Origin of the sequence: Arthrobacter ipis, assembly GCF_014694315.1 — a bacterium.
GTDB lineage: Bacteria > Actinomycetota > Actinomycetes > Actinomycetales > Micrococcaceae > Arthrobacter > Arthrobacter ipis.
In genome coordinates, this window is record NZ_JAAOXD010000003.1 from 740,200 (window position 1) to 759,584 (window position 19,385).

Annotated in this window: 13 protein-coding genes and 1 tRNA gene; 4 read left to right on the forward strand and 10 right to left on the reverse strand. The window is 66.1% G+C overall.

The features are described 5' to 3' along the window. Positions 1–17: 17 nt before the first annotated feature. The 4 genes from arc to G9E11_RS10525 form a co-directional block, all read right to left on the reverse strand. Positions 18–1,763: a proteasome ATPase gene (gene arc, locus G9E11_RS10510; protein ID WP_190605379.1), complete on the reverse strand. Its 1,746-nt coding sequence runs from the start codon at positions 1,761–1,763 to the stop codon at positions 18–20. Positions 1,764–1,845: 82 nt separating this feature from the next. Beyond that, entirely contained in the window at positions 1,846–2,913 is a 1,068-nt protein-coding gene (locus tag G9E11_RS10515; RefSeq protein WP_246468846.1) for a tRNA (adenine-N1)-methyltransferase, read from the reverse strand. 130 nt (positions 2,914–3,043) lie between these two features. Beyond that, on the reverse strand, positions 3,044–4,231 hold the full coding sequence (locus tag G9E11_RS10520) for a site-2 protease family protein (protein ID WP_414635187.1): 1,188 nt from the start codon (positions 4,229–4,231) through the stop codon (positions 3,044–3,046). A gap of 12 nt (positions 4,232–4,243) precedes the next feature. Continuing rightward, the gene (locus G9E11_RS10525; RefSeq protein ID WP_190605381.1) at positions 4,244–4,972 is read right to left on the reverse strand and encodes an HAD family hydrolase; all 729 of its coding nucleotides are present in this window, start codon (positions 4,970–4,972) and stop codon (positions 4,244–4,246) included. A 173-nt stretch (positions 4,973–5,145) separates the two neighbouring features. Between G9E11_RS10525 and G9E11_RS10530 the strand changes: the two genes are divergently transcribed. Then, the gene (locus G9E11_RS10530; protein WP_190605384.1) at positions 5,146–6,051 is read left to right on the forward strand and encodes a PAC2 family protein; all 906 of its coding nucleotides are present in this window, start codon (positions 5,146–5,148) and stop codon (positions 6,049–6,051) included. A 94-nt stretch (positions 6,052–6,145) separates the two neighbouring features. On the opposite strand, the gene mshC is transcribed toward G9E11_RS10530, so the two are convergent. Both mshC and G9E11_RS10540 read right to left on the reverse strand, forming a co-directional pair. Further along, positions 6,146–7,438, reverse strand: a complete 1,293-nt coding sequence (gene mshC, locus G9E11_RS10535) for a cysteine--1-D-myo-inosityl 2-amino-2-deoxy-alpha-D-glucopyranoside ligase (RefSeq protein ID WP_190605386.1) — start codon at positions 7,436–7,438, stop codon at positions 6,146–6,148. 15 nt (positions 7,439–7,453) lie between these two features. Next, positions 7,454–8,287: an undecaprenyl-diphosphate phosphatase gene (locus tag G9E11_RS10540; RefSeq protein WP_190605388.1), complete on the reverse strand. Its 834-nt coding sequence runs from the start codon at positions 8,285–8,287 to the stop codon at positions 7,454–7,456. A 50-nt stretch (positions 8,288–8,337) separates the two neighbouring features. On the opposite strand from G9E11_RS10540, the gene G9E11_RS10545 reads away from it, so the two are divergent. Next, entirely contained in the window at positions 8,338–9,276 is a 939-nt protein-coding gene (locus G9E11_RS10545; protein ID WP_190605390.1) for an aldo/keto reductase, read from the forward strand. A 42-nt stretch (positions 9,277–9,318) separates the two neighbouring features. Here G9E11_RS10545 and G9E11_RS10550 read toward each other — a convergent pair whose 3' ends face one another. Next, positions 9,319–9,579: a hypothetical protein gene (locus G9E11_RS10550; RefSeq protein WP_102973613.1), complete on the reverse strand. Its 261-nt coding sequence runs from the start codon at positions 9,577–9,579 to the stop codon at positions 9,319–9,321. Positions 9,580–9,618: 39 nt separating this feature from the next. On the opposite strand from G9E11_RS10550, the gene G9E11_RS10555 reads away from it, so the two are divergent. Further along, positions 9,619–9,852 carry a DUF5703 family protein gene (locus G9E11_RS10555; RefSeq protein ID WP_102973612.1) on the forward strand — a complete coding sequence of 78 codons (234 nt, stop codon included), beginning with the start codon at positions 9,619–9,621 and terminating at the stop codon, positions 9,850–9,852. A 90-nt stretch (positions 9,853–9,942) separates the two neighbouring features. On the opposite strand, the gene G9E11_RS10560 is transcribed toward G9E11_RS10555, so the two are convergent. Together G9E11_RS10560 and G9E11_RS10565 are read right to left on the reverse strand one after the other, a co-directional pair. Further along, entirely contained in the window at positions 9,943–11,103 is a 1,161-nt protein-coding gene (locus tag G9E11_RS10560) for an acyl-CoA dehydrogenase family protein (RefSeq protein ID WP_190605995.1), read from the reverse strand. Between the two features lie 26 nt (positions 11,104–11,129). Then, positions 11,130–12,434, reverse strand: coding sequence for a M20/M25/M40 family metallo-hydrolase (locus G9E11_RS10565; RefSeq protein WP_190605392.1), 1,305 nt, complete (start codon positions 12,432–12,434; stop codon positions 11,130–11,132). A gap of 194 nt (positions 12,435–12,628) precedes the next feature. Here G9E11_RS10565 and G9E11_RS10570 point away from each other — a divergent pair. Next, positions 12,629–12,711: transfer RNA gene (locus G9E11_RS10570), tRNA-Leu, on the forward strand. A gap of 373 nt (positions 12,712–13,084) precedes the next feature. Here G9E11_RS10570 and G9E11_RS10575 read toward each other — a convergent pair. After that, on the reverse strand, positions 13,085–19,063 hold the full coding sequence (locus G9E11_RS10575; RefSeq protein ID WP_190605394.1) for an Ig-like domain-containing protein: 5,979 nt from the start codon (positions 19,061–19,063) through the stop codon (positions 13,085–13,087). Between the last annotated feature and the right edge of the window lie 322 nt (positions 19,064–19,385).

The window sequence follows — 19,385 nt, forward strand, 5'->3', positions numbered from 1 at the left end:
TGGGTCGGAGCCGGCCGTCACAGGTACTGGCCCGTGCTGGGCATGGTCTCGATGGATTTGCCGGGCTCCTGGCCGGCCTTGCCCTGCACGATGGTGCGGATGTAGGTGATGCGCTCACCCTTCTTGCCGGAGATGCGTGCCCAGTCATCCGGGTTGGTGGTGTTGGGCATGTCCTCGTGCTCGCGGAACTCATCGACGACGGCGCGCAGCAGGTGGTCGATGCGCAGGCCCTTCTGCTGTGTGGTCAGGAGGTCCTTGATGGCGTACTTCTTGGCACGGTCCACGACATTCTGGACCACGGCCCCGGAGTTGAAGTCCTTGAAGTACAGCATCTCGGTGTCGCCGTTGGCGTAGGTGACTTCCAGGAACTCGTTGGATTTCTCCGTCGAGTACATCGACTCCACGGTGCGCTGGACCATGGCGTCGACAGTCTCCTGGACATCGCCGTCGTGCTCCACCAGGTCATCCTCGTGGAACGGCAGGTCCGTGGTGATGTACTTCCTGAAGATGTCCGCCGCGGCCTCGGCGTCAGGACGCTGGATCTTGACCTTCACGTCCAGGCGGCCGGGGCGCAGGATGGCGGGGTCGATCATGTCTTCACGGTTGGACGCGCCGATGACAATCACGTTGTCCAGCCGCTCCACGCCGTCGATCTCACTCAGCAACTGGGGCACAATCGTAGTTTCGACGTCGGAGGAGATGCCCGTGCCGCGGGTGCGGAAGAGCGAATCCATCTCGTCGAAGAAGACCACAACGGGGCTGCCGTCCGAGGCCTTTTCGCGGGCCCGCGAGAAGATCAGCCGGATGTGGCGTTCGGTCTCGCCGACGTACTTGTCGAGGAGTTCGGGTCCCTTGATATTGAGGAAGTAGCTCTTCAAGTCGATATTGCCCGAGCGTTCCGCGGCCCGCGCGGCCAGGGAGTTGGCCACCGCCTTGGCGATGAGGGTCTTGCCGCAGCCCGGAGGGCCGTAGAGCAGGATGCCCTTGGGAGCCTTCAGGCCGTGCTCGCGGTACAGGTCCGGATGCAGGAACGGCAGCTCGATGGCGTCGCGGATCTGTTCGATCTGCGGGCCGAGGCCGCCGATGTCCTCGTAGGTGATGTCCGGGACTTCCTCCAGGACGAGGTTCTCAACTTCGGACCGCGGGACCTTCTCGAGGGCATACCCGGTGCGCGAATCGATGGAGAGGGCGTCACCCACCCGCAGCTTTTCGCTCAGGAGCGGGCCGGAGAGCCTGATGACGCGCTCCTCGTCGGCACGGCCCAGCACCAGTGCGCGGTCCGGACCGAGCAGTTCCTTGAGCGTGACCAGCTCGCCCGCGCGCTCGTAGCCGAGGCCCGCCACCACCAGGAGCGCCTCGTTGAGGAGGACCTCCTGGCCCACGGCCAGCTGGTTGATGTTGACCAGGGGGCTGATGCCAACCCGCATTTTGCGTCCGGCGTTGAAGATGTCCACCGATTCCTCGGTGGCCGCCTGGCCGCTGCCGGCAGCCTGCCGCCGCGGGTTCAGCTGGAGGACGGTGCCGAAGCTGTACGGCGGCTGCCCCTCCTGGTCCAGGGCGTTCTTCAGCCGGAGTATTTCGGCCTTGGCAGTTTCCAGCATTGCCACGAGCTTGGTGTTGTTCTGCGTGGCAGCTGCCAGCTGGCGGTCGATATGCCTCAGTTTGTCCCTGAGGATATTGACCTGCCGGTCCGCGACAGACAGTTCGTTGGCGCCAGCCTGTTCAGCCGGCGTAGGCACGGAGTCCTTGTTTGGCGTCTCCATGATGCATCAGCCCCTTCCTGCGCTCTTCTTAAGACGATAGCCCCAAGTTGGCTGGTAGAGCCGACGACATCCGAAATACGGACTAGTTTGTGATCTCCGGGTCGTCCTTCACGTTCGTGCCGGCGATCGCGTCCCGCGCCGCCCGGCGCAGCTTTTTGTCCGAGACCGCGCGTTCCCCCACGGCGCCCGGTGTCCAGGCGTTGACGTCCTCTTCGTTGAACTCGGTCTTGGACGGCCGCCGCTTAACGGAGATGCCGGTGACGCCGTCGGCGAGCCGCCGGGTGACCAGCAGGAAGCCTGTGTGGGCGACCATGCGGTGGTCGGGGCGCACGGCGAGGCCTTCGAGGTGCCAGCCGCGGACCATTGATTCCCAGGCGTCCGGTTCGGTGAAGCGGCCGTCGGCGCGGATGGCTTCGGCCGTGCGGGAGAGCTGGGTGACGGTGGCGACGTAGTTGATCCAGACGCCGCCGGGGGCCAGGACGGTGGCCACGGCGTCGAGGCATTCCCAGGGCGCCAGCATGTCGAGGACCACGCGGTCGATGGAGCCGGGCTCTTCGGCACGGACCACTTCCTCCTGGAAGTCTCCGAGGGAGATCTGCCAGGCCGGGTGCGGGCCGCCGAAGATGGTTTCCACGTTGCCGCGGGCAATGGCGGCGAATTCCTCGCGCCGTTCGAAGGAGTGCAGGTAGCCCTGGTCCCCCACCGCACGGAGCAGCGAGATGGAGAGGGCGCCCGAGCCCACACCGGCCTCCACCACGCGGGCGCCGGGGAAGATGTCAGCCATGGTGACGATCTGGCCGGCGTCCTTCGGGTAGACCACGGCGGCGCCGCGGGGCATGGACAGGACGAAGTCGGACAGCAGCGGGCGGAGCGTCTGGTACTGCTGGCCGACGTTGTTGACCACCACCGAACCGTCCACCTTGCCGATGATGTCATCGTGGTTCAGGAAGCCGCGGTGGGTGTGGAAGGCTCCGCCGGCCTCGAGGCTGATAGTGTTCATGCGCCCACGCTCGTCCGTCAGCTGGACCCGTTCGCCTTCGCGGAAGGGGCCGCGCCGCCGGGCAGCGCCCACCGGCTGGTCCACCATCCCGGCTGCAGTGCCGGAGGAAAGGCCCGTGCTGGTTGCGTTGGCGGCAGATTCGCTGCTCATGACTGTGTCCTCGCTCCTGTGAAAGCTGTCTTGGCGTGCACCGTGGCGGTCCGGCAGGGCGCCGTGCACCCGCTGCCGATTTCACGACCGGCACGTAACTCTACCGGTTCTGGCCCTGCCGGCGCGTGTTTTAGCGGGGGGCCTTGCCTGTTATGGCGGTCACCACGGTGGACTGCCGCAGCAGGCCGGTGACCCGGCCGTTGTGGTCAACCACCGCGTAGTCGTGTCCCTCGAGCTGTGCCAGGTACTGGAGCAGCTCCTGGCCCTTGGACCATTCCGGCACATACGCGCCGGCACCGAGCGGGTACGCCACCGCTCCGGCGGGGGTGGTGCCCGCCACGGCGGCGGGTACCGCAGCCAGGGCCGTGGGGTCAACCACGCCACTGGGCCTGCCGTCAGGATCGCAGAGCACGACGGCGGTCGGTCCGCCTGCTGATACCCGGAGGACGTCGCTGACGCTCCCCGCGTCGGAAAGCCCGACGGCGGGTTCGGCCAGTGCGGCGGCGCTCACCAGGTGGAGCCGGCTGCGCAGGCGCCCCTGCTGGATGGACGCTGATGCGCCCATCCAGAGGAAACCGCCGACCAGGACGGTAATGAGCAGCATGCTGGTGTCCGGGACGCCTCCGCTGAGCAGTGGCCGGACGATGAACCACAGGCCCAGGGCGATGACGATGATGCGCCCGCCCCAGCCCGCCGCGATGGTGCCTTTGGCGTGGCTGCCGGTGGCCTTCCAGACAGCGGATTCCACCAGGCGGCCGCCGTCCAGCGGCAGCCCGGGCAGCACGTTGAAGATGCCGATCACGAGGTTCGCCCAGAAGAAGATGTTCAGGAGGGTGTCCGCTACGCCGGACAAGCCGCCCGAGGAGATCACCAGCCAGGCCGCCCCGGCCAGCACGAAGTTGGCGGCGGGCCCGGCCATGGCCACCAGCACGGACCGTCCGGGTGTGGCGGTGAAGCTTTCAAACTGGGTGTGGCCGCCCCAGAGATTGAGTACGATTTTCTCGCTGGGCCAGCCGTAGATCTTGGCCGTCAGTGCATGCGCGAGCTCATGGACGAGCACCGACAGCAGAAGCAGGACCGCGTAGGCAAATGCCACGTAGTACGCCCCGATGCCCAAAGAAGGGGTGCCATGCTGCAGCACCGGCCCGTACGCAATCACCGTGAAGGCGGCGATGATGAACCACGAGTAGGCCAGCACGATGGGTATGCCGGCGATCCTGCCGAGCGGGATGCCCTCGCGGCGGCTGTTCTTGGTCTGCGCGTTGGTGGGCGGCGGCTGGTTCGGGTTCTGCTGACCGGATCCCGCGGGATCAGACACGTTCCGGGCTCCTTAGTTGACGTTTTCGAAGGTTGCCGCCGGTTCGCGCGCGCCGAGGCGGAGCTTGACCAGCTCCTCGAGTTCGGCCACGGTGCGGTCCGCGAGGGTATCCCATGTGGTCCTGCGGGCGTCGTCCGGCAGCGGCACGAGGTGCGGAATGGCCACGGTCACGGCACCCGAAGCCACGGCCGCCGCGGCGCCCGGGGCGGAGTCCTCCAGCGCCACGCAGTGGTCGACGGTGAGCTCAGGGTCCTGCTGCTTCAGCAGGTCCACAGCCTTGAGGTATGCCTCCGGGTGCGGCTTGCCCTTCGTTACCGTGTCACCGGTAACGAGGAACTCGAAGTAGGGCCGGGGAAGGCTCGCCACAATCTCGCGGGCCAGCGGTGCCTCTGACATGGTCACAAGGGCACAACGCACGCCGGCGGTGAAAAGTTCATCCAGCAGTTCCCGGGCCCCCGGGCGCCACGGCACGTTCTCCCGGACGCGGCTGATGACCTGGCCCGTCAGCGTATCGATGATCTCGCGGATTTCCAGGCGCACGCCGGCCCGCTGGAGGATGCCGGCCGAGTGGACCAGTGATTGCCCTACGAGCTGCATGGCCTGTTCGTGCGACCATGTCCCCCCGTACGACTCGACAAGGTTGTGTTCGGCTTCGATCCAGTACGGTTCCGTGTCAACGATGGTGCCGTCCATGTCCCATAAAACGGCTTTGAGCGAGGGCTGAGTGGCGGCAGATTCCATGCTTTCCACTGTACCGGGCCGCCCGGCGGCGCCCTGCCGCGGGCCCCGGCCGTACGCCGTCGGCGAATATCCGCGCCGCACCCGCAGGGATGATCAGCAGGGACGAGGGTTTGTCCTGATCTGCGGCGGTTCGTTCTATGCAACAGCAACGCTTGTGGACGTAGGGTGAAGGGATGAATAGCTTCGACGGAGACACCAACGAACCGGGCACAGCGCCTGAGACGGAGCAGCTGCTGCAGCCTGTTCCTGAGGGCCAGCGTATTACTGTGATGCTGGCTGCGTTCGAGGGCTGGAATGACGCGGGGGAAGCCGCCAGCGATGCGCTCCGTTACCTCAACAAACTGTGGGGCGGGAAGAAAGTCGCCTCCATAGATGCCGACGAGTACTACGACTTCCAGTTCACCAGGCCTACGGTCCGCCGGACGGCCTCCGGAGAACGCAAGATCAAGTGGCCGTCCACGCGGATCTACAAGGCCAGCGCCCCCGGCACCAACGTGGATGTGATTTTCATCCAGGGCACCGAACCGTCCTATAAGTGGCGTGCATATACAGCGGAGCTGCTTGTCCACGCCGAGGCGCTTCATGTGGATTACGTGGTCCTCGTCGGTGCGCTGCTGGCGGACGTGCCGCACAGCCGTCCCATCCCGGTCAGCACATCCACTGACGACAGCGTGCTGCGGGAACGGCTGAATCTCGAAGCCTCGCAGTATGAGGGACCCGTGGGGATCGTCGGCGTGCTATCCGAGGTATCCCTGCTTGCCGGCATTCCCACGGTCTCCCTCTGGGCGGCGGTGCCGCATTACGTTGCGCAGGCTCCGTCACCCAAGGCGCAGCTGGCGCTCCTGCACCGCATCGAGGAGCTGCTCCAGGTTCCGCTGGACACGCACGAGCTGGCTGAGGAGGCCGAGGCGTGGGAGCGCGGCGTCAACGAGCTGGCCACCGAGGATCCCGAAATTGCCGCCTATGTGCGGCAGCTGGAGGAAGCGAAGGACACCGCCGACCTGCCCGAGGCCAGCGGCGAATCCATTGCGCGGGAGTTTGAGCGCTACCTGAAGCGGCGGGGCAAGGACAAGCCTTAGGGGTTCGTACACCGGGTGCTCCGCCGTTTCGACGGTTCCCTGCCGGCTAGACGTTGCGGAACGTCGAGTGGGCGGGGAACCGTCGAAACGGGCTTTAGAGTTCGACGCCGAGAAGAGCGTTGACGGCGTCGCGCACCAGGGCCTGGTCTGCTTCAGACGCGCTGTCCGTGTTGTTAACGCCACTACTGTTGACGGCGGCGTCTGCCCACTTGTCCACGGCGGCAAGGGCTGCGGGCGCGTCCAGGTCATCGGCCAGGGCGTCGCGCATCTGCCCGATCAGTCCCGTGGCGGTTCCGGCCGGCGCCGCTGCGAGTGCGGAGCGCCACCGTTCCAGGCGTGCCTTGGCCTCCTCGAAGCCTTCCGCCGTCCAGGACCAGTCGGACCGGTAGTGGTGCGCCAGGATGGCCAGGCGGATGGCCGCGGGTTCTTCACCCGCCGCGCGCAGCTTGGAGACCAGGACCAGGTTGCCCTTGGACTTGGACATCTTTTCGCCGTCCAGTCCCACCATGCCCGCGTGGGCGAAGTGCTCGGCGAGCGGGACACCGGAGAGCGAGTACGCGTGCCCGGCGCCCATCTCGTGGTGCGGGAAAACCAGGTCCGAGCCGCCACCCTGCACGGTGAAGGGCGCGGGCAGGTACTTCTGGGCGATGACGGTGCATTCAATGTGCCAGCCGGGCCGGCCCTCCCCCAGTTCACCGCCGGGCCAGCTGGGCTCGCCGTTGCGGGCCACGCGCCACAGCAGCGGGTCGAGGGCCTGGCGCTTGCCGGCCCTGCCGGGGTCGCCGCCCCGTTCGGCGAACAGTTCCAGCATTTCGGCTTCCGGCAGTCCCGAGACGGCTCCGAGGGTCCAGGCGTCCACTCCGACGGCGTGCTTGCCGGCTGCCTCGACGTCGTAGTAGACATCGCCGTCGGGCTCACCCGGGGTGCCGTTAACGCGGTAGGCCAGGCCCTGGCGCAGGAGCCGTTCAATCGCCGGGACGATCAGCGGCATGGCTTCGACGGCGCCCACGTAGTGATCGGGGGCGATGACGTTGAGGGCCTCCATGTCAGTGCGGAAAAGTTGGATTTGGCTCTCCGCCAGCTCGCGCCAGTCAACGCCGGTAGCGTTGGCACGTTCCAGCAGCGGGTCATCGACGTCGGTGACGTTCTGGACGTACGCAACCTGCTGGCCGCCGTCGCGCCACGCACGGTTCAGCAGGTCGAACGCTACGTAGCTGGCGGCGTGTCCCATATGGGTGGCGTCATACGGGGTGATCCCGCAGACATACATCGACTTTTCGCCATCGGCATTCAGGGTTACAGCGCGCTGCGCGGTTGTGTCGAACAGTCGGAGCGCGGGCATTTTCCCCGGCAGGACAGGCACGGGGCGGGAGATCCAGGACTTCACAGACCAAGCCTAGTGCTAGGCGCTGATGACATTGAAACCGAGCAGGAGGTACAGGGCCAGGCCAAGGAAGATGCGGTACCAGACAAACAGCCGGTAGCTGCGCGTTGAAATGAACTTCAGGAACCACCCGATGATGACGTAGCCGACGACGAAGGCGATCACAGTAGCCAGGGCCGTCTCCCCCAGCCCGAACGGGCCGCTCGCTCCGTCCTTGGCGACCACCTTGAACAGCTGGTAGAGGCCGCTGCCGAAGACCGCGGGGATGGCGAGGAGGAAGGAGTACCGGGCTGCCGCTTCACGGGTGTACCCCATAAGGAGTCCCGCGGTGATGGTGCCGCCGGAGCGGGAAACCCCGGGAATCAGGGCCATGGCCTGCGCGAAGCCATAGAGGATGCCGTGCTTGTAGGTGAGCCCGGAAAGGTCGCGGTCCTGCTTGCCGACGGCGTCGGCCACGGCCAGGATGAGGCCGAAGACGATGAGCATTGTGGCCACGATCCAGAGGCTGCGCAGGACGGATTCGATCTGGTCCTGGAACAGGAGACCCAGGACGATGATGGGCAGGCTGCCCAGGATCACCAGCCAGCCCATCCGGACGTCGGGGTCCTGGCGGGAGACCCGTCCGGACAGGGAGCCGAACCAGGCCTTCACGATCCGGACGATGTCCCGCCAGAAGTAGACGATCACGGCGGTCTCCGTGCCGAGCTGCGTGATGGCGGTGAACGCCGCGCCGGGGTCAGCCGCGTTTGGCAGGAAAGAGCCCACGATCCGGAGGTGGGCGCTCGATGAAATAGGTAGGAATTCGGTCAGTCCCTGCACAAGACCCAGCAGGGCCGCTTCAATCCAGTTCACGCTAAGACCCTACGTCATGATGCGGGTGGTTTCCCCGTAAGCTAACTGCTATGCAGCAGCGTTACATAGGCAACAGCGGGCTCCGCGCCTCATCCCTCTCCCTGGGCACAATGTCGTGGTCGCGTGAAACGGACGAACAGGATGCCTCGGAGCTGCTGCGCGCCTTCGTGGACGCCGGCGGAACCCTCGTGGACACCGCGGCCTCCTACGCCGACGGCCAGGCCGAAGCCATGCTCGGGTCGATGCTCGGGGACGTCGTCTCCCGCACGGAAGTGGTCATCTCCACCAAAGCCGGGGTTTCGCCGTCGGACGGGCGGCAGCGGGTGGACGCATCCCGCAACGCGATGCTGTCCGGTCTGGAAGCCAGCCTGGCGCGCCTTGGCACCGACTACGTCGACCTCTGGCTCGCACAGGCGTGGGACCCCAACGTCCCGCTCGAGGAGACGTTGTCCGCGCTTGACTTCGCCGTCCGCAGCGGACGGGCGCGCTATGCGGGAATCGCCAACTACAACGGCTGGCAGACCGCCAAGGCGGCAGCGGTCGCCGGGTTCCCGCTCGTCGCCAACCAGTCCGAGTATTCACTGCTGCGCCGCAAGCCCGAGGCGGAACTGGTTCCCGCCGTCGAGGATGCGGGCTTGGGACTCATGGCGTGGGCGCCGCTGGGCCGTGGCGTGCTCACGGGCAAGTATCGCGGGCATGTGCCTTCCGATTCCCGGGCAGCGGGTACACGGCTGGCCACGTATGTGGAGCCCTACCTTGAGCAGCCCGCGTCGCAGGTGGTTGAAGCTGTTGCCATGGCCGCCCGCGGCCTGGGGCGGTCATCCCTGGATGTTGCGCTGAGCTGGCTGCTGTCCCGGCACGGGGTGGCGACGGCCATCGTGGGCGCGCGAACGCCGGTCCAGCTCAAGGAAATTCTGGATGCCCAGCTCACGCCGCTGCCGGCGGAAATAGCACGTGCCCTGGAAGATGTCTCCAGCAGCCTGGCTTAGCCGGGCCCGGATCCCACCGGGCGGGTTACTTCGCGGCCCGCGTCACTCCTCGACGATTTCCAGATCCTCGTCGACTTCGCTGTCTTCCTCCTCGTCTTCCTCGTCATCGAACACCTGGAGCGGCGTAACTTCGTTGTAGGCCTCATAGAGGGCGTCCTCGTAGACTTCGAAGGCATCGGCAACTGCAAAGAACGCCGCCTCCACTGAAGGGTCACCATCCCCGCGGCGGGCTGAGGCGGCTGCAAGATGTTCTTCCAAGGCGGCAGTCAGGGACTGAAGCGCGACACGCGGATCGATGCTCATGCCTTCACGTTAGCGGGAAAAGGACGAAAATGGAGAGCAATGAAGGAACATTTTCTGACCAGCTCGGTCCTGCGGGAACGGGACTATGCCCGGCAATACGAGTACCTCGTATTGACCGTCGGTCCTGAGGATTCCCTGCCCGAAGCCCGGCGCCGGCTCGTGGAACACTCCGAATACGGCAAGTGGGAACTCGAGCGCAGCAGGCTCTACGTGGGCGGCGGCAGGCGCTTCTGGCTACGTCGCCGGGTCACCCAGGTGCAGCGCACCGTCTAGGCCGCCCCGGTCGGGAGGGCGCGCGCCTCGGATGGCGTGCGCCCACTTCCTGCCGCCTGCTCCAGTTGCCCGTGCGGGTGACCTCCGCAGTTACTCTTCGAGCGGGCCCAGCCAGGCGTTGGCAATGGTGTTGTGCGCCGACTCGTCGTCGGAGGGGTGGAACATGCCGGCCAGGACGTCACGGTAGAGGCGTTCCAGTTCCGAGCCCCTGAAGTAGCTGGATCCCCCGGAGACCCGGATGGCAAGGTCCACCACCGTCCGCGCCGTTTCCGTCGCCCGGATCTTGACGCCCACGAGCTTCGGAAACCATTGGCTGCCGTGATCCGCCAGGTGGTCCACATCGCCGGCCACCACCGAAAGCTGGGGGTACAGGGCATCCATGGCGAGGGCGGCCTCGGCCACCTTCCAGCGGATGTCAGGGTCCTGGGCCAGGCTCCGGCCTCCATTTTTGAATGATGTCCTGCGCTTGGCGGCTTCAACGGCCAGCACCAGGGCCCGCTCCCCGATGCCCGCGTAGACGCCGGCAAGCAGCGTTTCAAAGCACGCGAAGATTGCGAAAATCAGCGGATCCGCGTTGGGCCCCACCGGAAGCGTTCTGAAGATGCGGCCGGGCGGGACAACTGCGCCGTCCAGAATGGTGGTGTTGGACTGGCTGGCGCGCATGCCCAGCGTGTTCCAGTCCTCCATGATCCGGTAACCGGCGGTGTCCTGCCGGATGAAGCCGTGCACCAGTTCACCTTCACCGTCCCGTGCAGCCGGGTCCTTGCCGAAGATGCCCAGGCGCGTCCAGGCCGGCGAGAGGCTCGTGAAGATCTTGGTGCCCGTGAAAGAGTAGCTGCCGTCCGGCAGGGGCTTGGCCTCCGTCAGCGAATCGAAAAGAACGGAGTCGTTGCCGGGCTCGGAGTTGCCGAAGGCGAAGATCTCCCCCGCCGCCGCCTCCTGCAGCACGAAGTCCAGGGAAGAGTCGCCGCGTTCGGCCAGGACGCGCGCCACCCCTGTCCACACCAGGTGCATGTTGACGGCCAGCGCGGTGGCCGGGGCCGCCGTCGCCAGCCGGCGCTGGCAGCGGACCGCAGCCTCCAGACCAAGGCCGGCCCCGCCGTCGGCCTCCGGCACGAATAGCTTCAGGTAGCCGGCGGCTGCCAGTTCCTCGAGGTCCTCGGTGAAGAAGCTGTTCCGCTCGTCGTATCCCGCCGCTCTCCCCCGGATCCGTTCGAGCAGGTCGTCAGGCAGCAGCCGTTCGGGGTCCAGGGGTGTTTGGAGGTCCACTCGCGTCCTCAGTAGTTGGTGAGCAGCGTGTTCAGGACGCGTGCCCCGAACTTCAACGAATGGGCCGGGACGCGCTCGTCAACTCCGTGGAACATGCCGGTGAAGTCGAGGTCGTCCGGCAGCTGCAGCGGCGCGAAGCCATAGCCCGTGATGCCGAGCTTGCTGAGCGCCTTGTTGTCGGTGCCGCCGGACAGCGTGTAGGGCAGGACCTTCGCGCCGGGATCCTCGGAGTGCAGGGCGTCGATCATCGAGTCAACGAGGTTGCCGGAGAACGGCACTTCCAGGGAGACGTCCTGATGGACATAGCTGACGTCCACGCCGCTTCCCGCCAGCTCACGGACGATCTCCAGGACGTGCTCCTGCTGCCCCGGCAGGGTCCGGCAGTCCACCAGCGCTTCGGCCGATTCGGGAATGACGTTGTGCTTGTAGCCGCCCCTCAGGAGCGTCGGGTTGGAGGTGTTCTGCAGCGTGGCGCCCACGAAGCGTGCCACAGTGCCCAGTTCCTTCAGCAGCCTGTCGGGGTTGTCGGGATCAAACTCGACGCCGGTCAGTTCAGTTACGCCGTCGAGGAACTGGCGTGTGGTGGCCGTCAGCTCGATCGGCCACTCGTACTCGCCGATACGGGTCACGGCGGCGGCGAGCCGCGTAATGGCGTTGTCCGTGCTGATCTGGGACCCGTGGCCGGCGCGGCCATGAGCCACGAGGCGCAGCCACGAGATGCCCTTCTCCGCCGTCTGGAGGAGGTATGTGCGCTGGCCCCCGATGGTGGCGGAGAATCCGCCCACCTCCGAGATCGCCTCGGTGGCACCCTCGAACAGCTCAGGCCGATGCTTCACCGCGAACTGGGAACCGTGCACGCCGCCGGCTTCCTCGTCGGCGAAGAACGCGAAGATGATGTCCCGCTTCGGCTTGCGGCCGGTGCGGGCAAAGTCCCTCAGGACGGACAGGATCATGGCGTCCATGTCCTTCATGTCCACCGCGCCGCGGCCCCAGATCAGCCCGTCCTTGAGTTCGGCGCCAAAGGGGTCCACAGACCACTGCTCACGTAGGGCGGGCACCACGTCCAGGTGGCCGTGGACCACGAGGGCGCCTGCAGCGGGGTCCTCCCCCGCCATGCGGGTGATCACGCTGGCCCGGCCCGGCTCCGACTCGAAGATTTCCGCGTCCAGCCCCACCTCGCTGATCAGGCCGGCGGTGTATTCGGCCGCGGCACGTTCGCCGGGACCTGAGCCGTCCCCGTAGTTGGATGAATCGATGCGGATGAGCTCCTGGCAGATGCTGACGACTTCATCCTCTGGCCGGATCTGTGTCATTGATCACTCCTATATGCGGGAAAAACGCGGATTCATGCGGGTTGTGGCGGATTTTGGCCACCGGAACACCCAGGTTCAGCCTACCCAGTCGGCTCGATTCCATCTTTCCGGAAAGTTCGTGTTAGAGTTTTTCTCGCTGCTTCGGAGAGATGCGAACCGCTGAAAGGCGGAGATAGTCCTTCGAAATACCACCTGCGCGGGTGGCGGAATGGCAGACGCGCTAGCTTGAGGTGCTAGTCCTCGAAAGGGGGTGGGGGTTCAAGTCCCCCTCCGCGCACAAAGGGAAACCCCGGGAATCTATTGGATTCCCGGGGTTTTTTCGTTTCTCCAGAACTACGGGATGCATTTCCAACTTCACCGCGCTGACACTTTTCTGTACTCGCGACCTCACCCTCCTGCCGGTCCAGCCCACGCGCCGAAAGTGCCGGTTCCGCCGCCGCCGCTGTGGTCATCCTTGCCGCACCTCAAACAGCGCTTATACAGACTTCCGTCTTCGGTATGTTCGACGTGCCATTCGTTTGCGAATGTAAGCGCCGGCTGCACCTCTCCGTAATTGTCATGCTGCCCCGAAACGCTGAACGTCCCGGCCGCATAAGCGGCGGGACGTTCAGCCTTCACGGGAAAAGTCCGGGGACGGACCGAAGGCCGCGTCAGCAGGCCGGAACCCCCGAATCCACAGGCCCGTCGGTCGGACGGATCCAGAGGTTGTTGATCACCTTGTACCAAACGTTGCTGGTGGACCCGGTGGGGCGGCCCGTGGCGCCGTCGTAGATGGTGTACGCGGCCCCGGTGGTCACGCACTGGACCTGCACCCGCGTGCCCTCCGCCACGAAGGTTCCGCCACCGGCGGCACAATTGGCCGCGGTGTCCGGAGAAGAAGTGCCGTTGGTGGGCCATTCGCAGGTGCCGGGACTCGCCGTACCGTTGTCCACCACGAGGTACTTTGCCGGGGCTGTCCTTCCGGTCGCCGAGACGGCTGTGCGCTGGCCGAGGTCATCCACGACTGTCACGGTGATGGAGATGGATTGGTCGTACCCGTTGCCGGTGGTGACGGATCCTCCCCCGGCACTCAGCGTGCCTGACTTCCCGTCCGTTGACTGGTACTCCAGTGCCACGACCCGGCGTCCGTTGTTGACCACGGCACCGACGTCGAACCTCACCGTCGTGGTCACGGTAACGGGGTTGATGCTCGCCGCATGCGGTTTGCCGTACGGCGCCACCGGGTTGGAGTTGGTGACCGGCCCTTCGTAGGTGGCACCGTCCGCGCTGTTCACGGCGCGCACCCCGATGGTGTAGTTGCCGTTGTTGGGGACACCGGACCGGATGACCCTGTCAGACGGCACTGCCATGAAGCTGCTTCCGTTGACCTGGTACTGGTAGCCCGGTGTCGCACCGTTGCCGGCGGCCGCACCAAAGGAAAGCTGCACCGCGTTGTCCAGTGGTTCGGCCCGGACGCCTGGAACGGCACCAGGCGCGCCGAAAGCGCGGCGGGGGTCCGACGGCGCACTGGCGGCTGACGTACCTGCCTTATTTTTGGCCACAACCGTGAAGGTGTAATCGGTGGCGGAGTTGCCGACGGTCACAGGCACGCTCAGCTGACTGCCGGACACGGTGCTGCTCGCCACCGTGGACCCACCCTGCATTGCATTGACGGTGTAGGTGTCGATGGAGGCGCCGTTGTCCGCCGCGGGCGTCCACGACACCACCATGATCGATTCCGTCCCGCCGGAGGTGGTCCGGGTAGTGCTGGGCTTGCCGGGGGCACCCGGTGCGCCGGCCGGGATGGCGCTGGCTGAATAGGCGCTCCACTCCGACGGCTCCGGCGCCTTGTTGGAAGCCTGGATCCTGACCTGGTACGGCGTCCCGTTCTGGAGGCCCGTCCACCGGTAGGACGTTCCCGTGACCTTGCTTGCCCTGATGTTTCCTGCCGGAGGTGCCGGTGAGATCTCCAGGTTGTAGCTCTCCACCGGTGAGCCGTTGCTCTTTGGAGGTACCCAGTTCACGGTGAGGGATCTGTCGCCAAAAACCAGCCCAGGCGCTGCCGGGGTATCCGGCTTCGCGTCGGGACGGGCAGGTGCGGAAGCGGGAGACGGTGCCGAGTCCCCCAGCTCGTTCGTGGCTACCACAGTGAAGGTGTACTCCACGTTGTTGGTCAGGCCCGTGAGCGCGCACGTGGTGGCAGGACACTGCTGCGAGAACCCTCCGCTGCCGCTGACCTTGTAACCGGTGATCGCTGCTCCGTTGTTGGCCGGAGGCGACCAGTTCAGGACGACGGTACGGTCACGCACCTCCCCGACAGTCGGCGTCGACGGAGCATCCGGCTTGTCCTTGACGGTGAGCCGGACACGGCCGTCAACTTCGCGTTCCGCGTCCCGCGTTTTGTCCTGGACCCGGTAGCGGACCACCATTGTGCCCACGAACTCCTCGGCGGGCGTCACGACGACGACGCCGCCCTCCACCGCGGCCGTGCCCCTTCCGGTTTCGACGGCGGCGCTGAGGATTTTCAGCGGTGATTCCGGGAACGGGTTGATGTCGTTGTCCAGCACCGGTACCGGCTGTGATTGCCCGGCCCGGGCGCTGGCGATGACGTCGTCATTCGCTGCGGCAAGCGGACGCTTCGACGCGACCACACGGACGTCCACGGCACCTGCAACCGGCGCGCTGCGGCCGTCCGAGACGGTGACGCGCACGGTCAGCGTGCTCCCCTTGGCTGCGCTGCCCACGGTGGCTTTAAAGAGGCTGCCGTCCAGGGAGGCCTTGAGCCCGGCGGGCGGTGTCCCTTGCAGCGCAAAGGTGAGCTTGTCCTTGTCTGCCTTGTCGACGTCGGTGGCCACCTGGCGCAGGTCCAGGGTGGATTCCTCGCCTACCGCAGCGTCCACGGTGCTGGAGGGGAAAGTCGGAGGATGGTTGCGCCCCGGGTCGGGCAGGACCCTGATGCCAATGGTCAGGACCGCCGTCCGCCCATCAGGGTCATCAACGCTCACGCCGTCGGTGACCTCGAGGGAAACTGCTGCCGGGCCTGTGTAGTCGTCGGCGGAAGTGAACACGATGGTGGTCGCGTCCTTCACCAGCGGCGCTCCATTGGAGGCGACCGCCTGGACCTTGGTGTCCTGGGTGATCCGGGGGCTCTTGCCGTCACGGACCACCACCAGGTCCCGCAGGTTCATGGTCAGCTGCTGTCCGCTGACCACTTCCAGCGGTGCGGAGCTGCGCAGGGCGGGAGCCTGCCCCTGCAGGCCAGGTACCACGATGAACGCCGTCGAGCTGAGCTTGTCCACGTCGGTGATGGTGTACGCGATGATCTGCGGCTGGCTCTCCAGCCGCACCGAAACCTTGCCGGGCGCCGGGATGCTGGCAGTGGGTGCCGCCTCGGGGAAGGTTATCTTCAGTTCCGCGGCCACACCGTCCGGGTCTTCGTCGTTCTTCAGGACGGGGACTTCGACGACGGCCTTGCCCAGGGTCTCTGCGAACGCCACCCGGTCATCCCGGGCGACGGGCGCCAACGTGGCAGCGTCCTTGCGCACCTGGATCTTGAGGGTACCGACGGCGGTGCCGCCGCGGCCATCGCTGATCTCGTACCGGACGATCGCTGTGGCGGAGGCTTCGGAAGGCGATGGGGCGGTGAGCTGCACCCGTCCGTCGATGACCTCGGCCTTCAGTTCCGGGGCAGCTTCCAGCCGGTTGGCTGCAAGGGTGACATTGTCGCCGTCGGGGTCGGAATCATTGGCCAGCACGTCCACTGCCACGTGCCGCCCCGGGAGAACGGTGATGCTGTCCTCAACGGCCCTCGGACGCTGGTTTGATCCAGGCGCGGGTGCGATGCCTACGGCCACGCGGGCTGTGGAACGTGCCCCGAACCGGTCCTCCACCACGTAGGTGAAGGTGTCCTGTCCGGCGGCGTGCGCTGGCGCCGTGTATTCGACATAGTGGGCACCCACCACCACTGTTCCCTTGCGCGGGGCCTGCTCCAGCCCCACCAAGGTGACAGAGTCGCCGTCGGGATCAATGCCGTCCAGGGGAATGGCGATCCTGGTCGTGTTGCCTGCGACGACCCGGCCGGTGACATTGTGGGGAAGCGGCCTGGAGTTCGTGCCCTCGCCGCGAATGTGAATGGTCACCTGCGCCGAGTCTTCCTGCCCGTCCGGGCCGGCAACGGCGTAGATCGCGTGCACCGTTCCTCCCGCCCTGCCTGGCTTGAAGCGAAGCACGTCCCCCGACACGGCGAGGAGGCCTTGGGCGGGACCGATTCCCTGAACGAGCACCGGCTTGAGCTTCAGCTTGGCGCCATTGGGGTGGGCGTCATTGGCCAGCACGGCGATGGTGGCGACGTCGTTGGCCCGCACTGTGATTTCATCCGGGGCCGCGACGGGCGGCAGCAGTTTGGCGGGCGCCGGAATGGGCAGGATGGTTACCTGCCCGGATGCGCTGGCCACGCCATTGGACACTGTGTACGTCAGGCTGGTGGGCGCAGTCAGGCCACGGACGTCGGTAATGCGCAGGATCTGGTGATTGACGACGGCGACGGCCACTGCCGTATTCCGGGGAAGCCCGACGGACTGGATGACAAGAACGCCCCCGGCCGGGTCAGAGTCGTTGGCGAGCGCGTCCAGCAGCACTTCTCCGCCCACCGGCAGCAGCGCTGTATCAGCGACGGCCACCGGTTCACCCCGCCCGGCCCCGGCTGCACTGACATCGATCCGCACAAGTCCCTCAGAGCTGTCCGGTCCATTGGTGACCAGATACGTCACGTAATACGTTCCGGCGTTGGGTGCACGGAAGGTGAAGGTTCCCGCCTGGTAGTCGGGGGTGATCGCCTGATCCTTTGCGCCTGCCACACGTGTCAGCCGCAGTCCTTCGCCGGTGGGGTCGCTGTCATTCTTCAGCGGAGAAACCAGAATGTCCTGCCCGGCGGTACCCGAAACGTGGTCCGCGTTGGCCTTCGGCGGAAGGTCGCCTTTGGCGCGGACATCCACCACCACCGTGCCCTCGACCTGGTCCCGGCCGTCGGAGACAGTGATCACGACGTCCTTCTTGCCCAGGGTTGATCCCACGTCCTTGAAGGTCAAAAGACCGTCCGCCCGGGTACGCACCTGGTCGCCGTCACTGGAAGTGCGTGCTCCCAGAAGCAGCAGGTCGTCGCCGTCGGGATCGGTCCAGTCGCTGAGGATGTTCTGGGAGATGCTTTTGCCCTGCTCCAGGATGATCGTGGGGACACGTTTCTGTGTCGGCGCCCCGTTGCTGGCGGGGTCCCTTACGGTCAAGGTGACCGTGGCTCCGGCGGTGCCGCCACGGCCGTCACTGGCCAGGTACCGGAACTGTGACGTTCCGGTCGCACTGGCCGGCACCTTCACTTGCAGGCCGGTTCCGTTGTAGACGGCCTGCACGCTGCCGGCGTCGGGGTTGTCGCCCTGAAGCTGGACGGTGAGGACGTCTCCGTCGGGGTCCGAGTCGTTGTCCAGCACTGGCAGGAGCGTTGTCCGGCCGGGCCGCACTCCGAACTGGTCATCAGCGGCGGAGGGCGGCCGGTTCTCTTTGGTGCGGTCCGGGAGAGTGTCCACCAGGTTGTCTTCCGCGGCGGGGTCGTCCTGGTCCTCGGTCTTGTTCGGAGGCGGAATGATCTCGTCCCAGTTGGCTACGAGCCTCATGTTCTCGGTGACCAGCCAGACGTTTCCGGACGTGACGTCGTTAAGGACAACGATGTCCCGGTTGACTCGAAAGACCAGGTTGGAGCGGGCGCCTGCACCGGGAATGTCAGCCCTCCGGCTATCAGAGGCGTTGGCGCAATCCCGCAGATATTTGCCTGCCCCGGACCAGGCTGCGTAGACGCAGCCGTTGACATGGACCGGAGTGGCAGGTGTTCCCGATGTTCCGAGCTCCACGACCGTCGCCGCCGAACCGTCCAGGGGTTGCTTGATGAGGCCCTTCTTTGTGGAGACGGCGACAAAGTCCGAGGCGGGACCGCTTTGCTGCAGTTTGGCGTCCGCCGCGTCCGGCAACTGCGCCAGCCGGCCGGAAGGAAGGTGAAGGGTCCCGGCGTCGGCGTCGAATATAACGGGCCGATCCCCGACGGCGGCGACCTGGACGTTTTCCTTATTGCGGATCGACTGGTATTGAACGGTGTTGCGGGAATCCACTCCGCCGGTCGCATTCACACGAAGGGAAGTCACCTCCCCGCGCGCAGGGTCCGCGGCGTAAACGACGTCGTCGGCTCCTACCGTCGCGACGATGCCTTTGGCATCGCTCAGGACGGGCTCCTGTGAATCGAAGTCGACAGAGCCGAGCATGCTGCTCTGCGTCACCCAGAGACGGCCGGAGTTCGGATCAGCCAGCGCCACCGCTTTTTCCCCGAAAGCCGGGACCGCCGATCCCGGAAGCTGCTGCGGCGGTTCAAGGGTGACCTCTGAGACCTTGACCCTGCCCAGGGAGGCGTTGCCGCGGTCGGACATGAGCACACTGCTGCCGTGTTGGAGGACGTCGAAGTCGGCGCTGGCTGCCGTGAGGCCGCCGTCCAAGGTTTTCGACTGGAAGTTCAGGTGCCCCACGAGGTTCATGTCGGAATTGGTTACCCAGACGCCGCCGTCATTCAGGTCGATCTGCGTGGTCCGGAATCCCGGATGGATGACAGCCACCGCCACAAGCAGTCCAATTGCGGAAAACGTCGTTGCCGACGCCAGTGCGCGTTGTTTTGCACGCGTCAATAAACGAAGCGGCATCCGTCCCCCAGTCTCGTGATAAGCCCCAAGCTAATATACGCGGACATGCCGGCGGTTCCCGAGCCAACGCCGGCGTCGGGAGCACTAACGGCGCCGGTCCCTGCCCCGCCTGCCTCAGCAGGAACCACTCTCTTCCCGAGGGGGCCGGACGGGCGTACAAAGGAACTGGAGGGCAACGTTTGTAACCTCCGCCTCACCGCCCTCCGGGGACCCGGAGTCCGGGAGACGGGCTGACAAG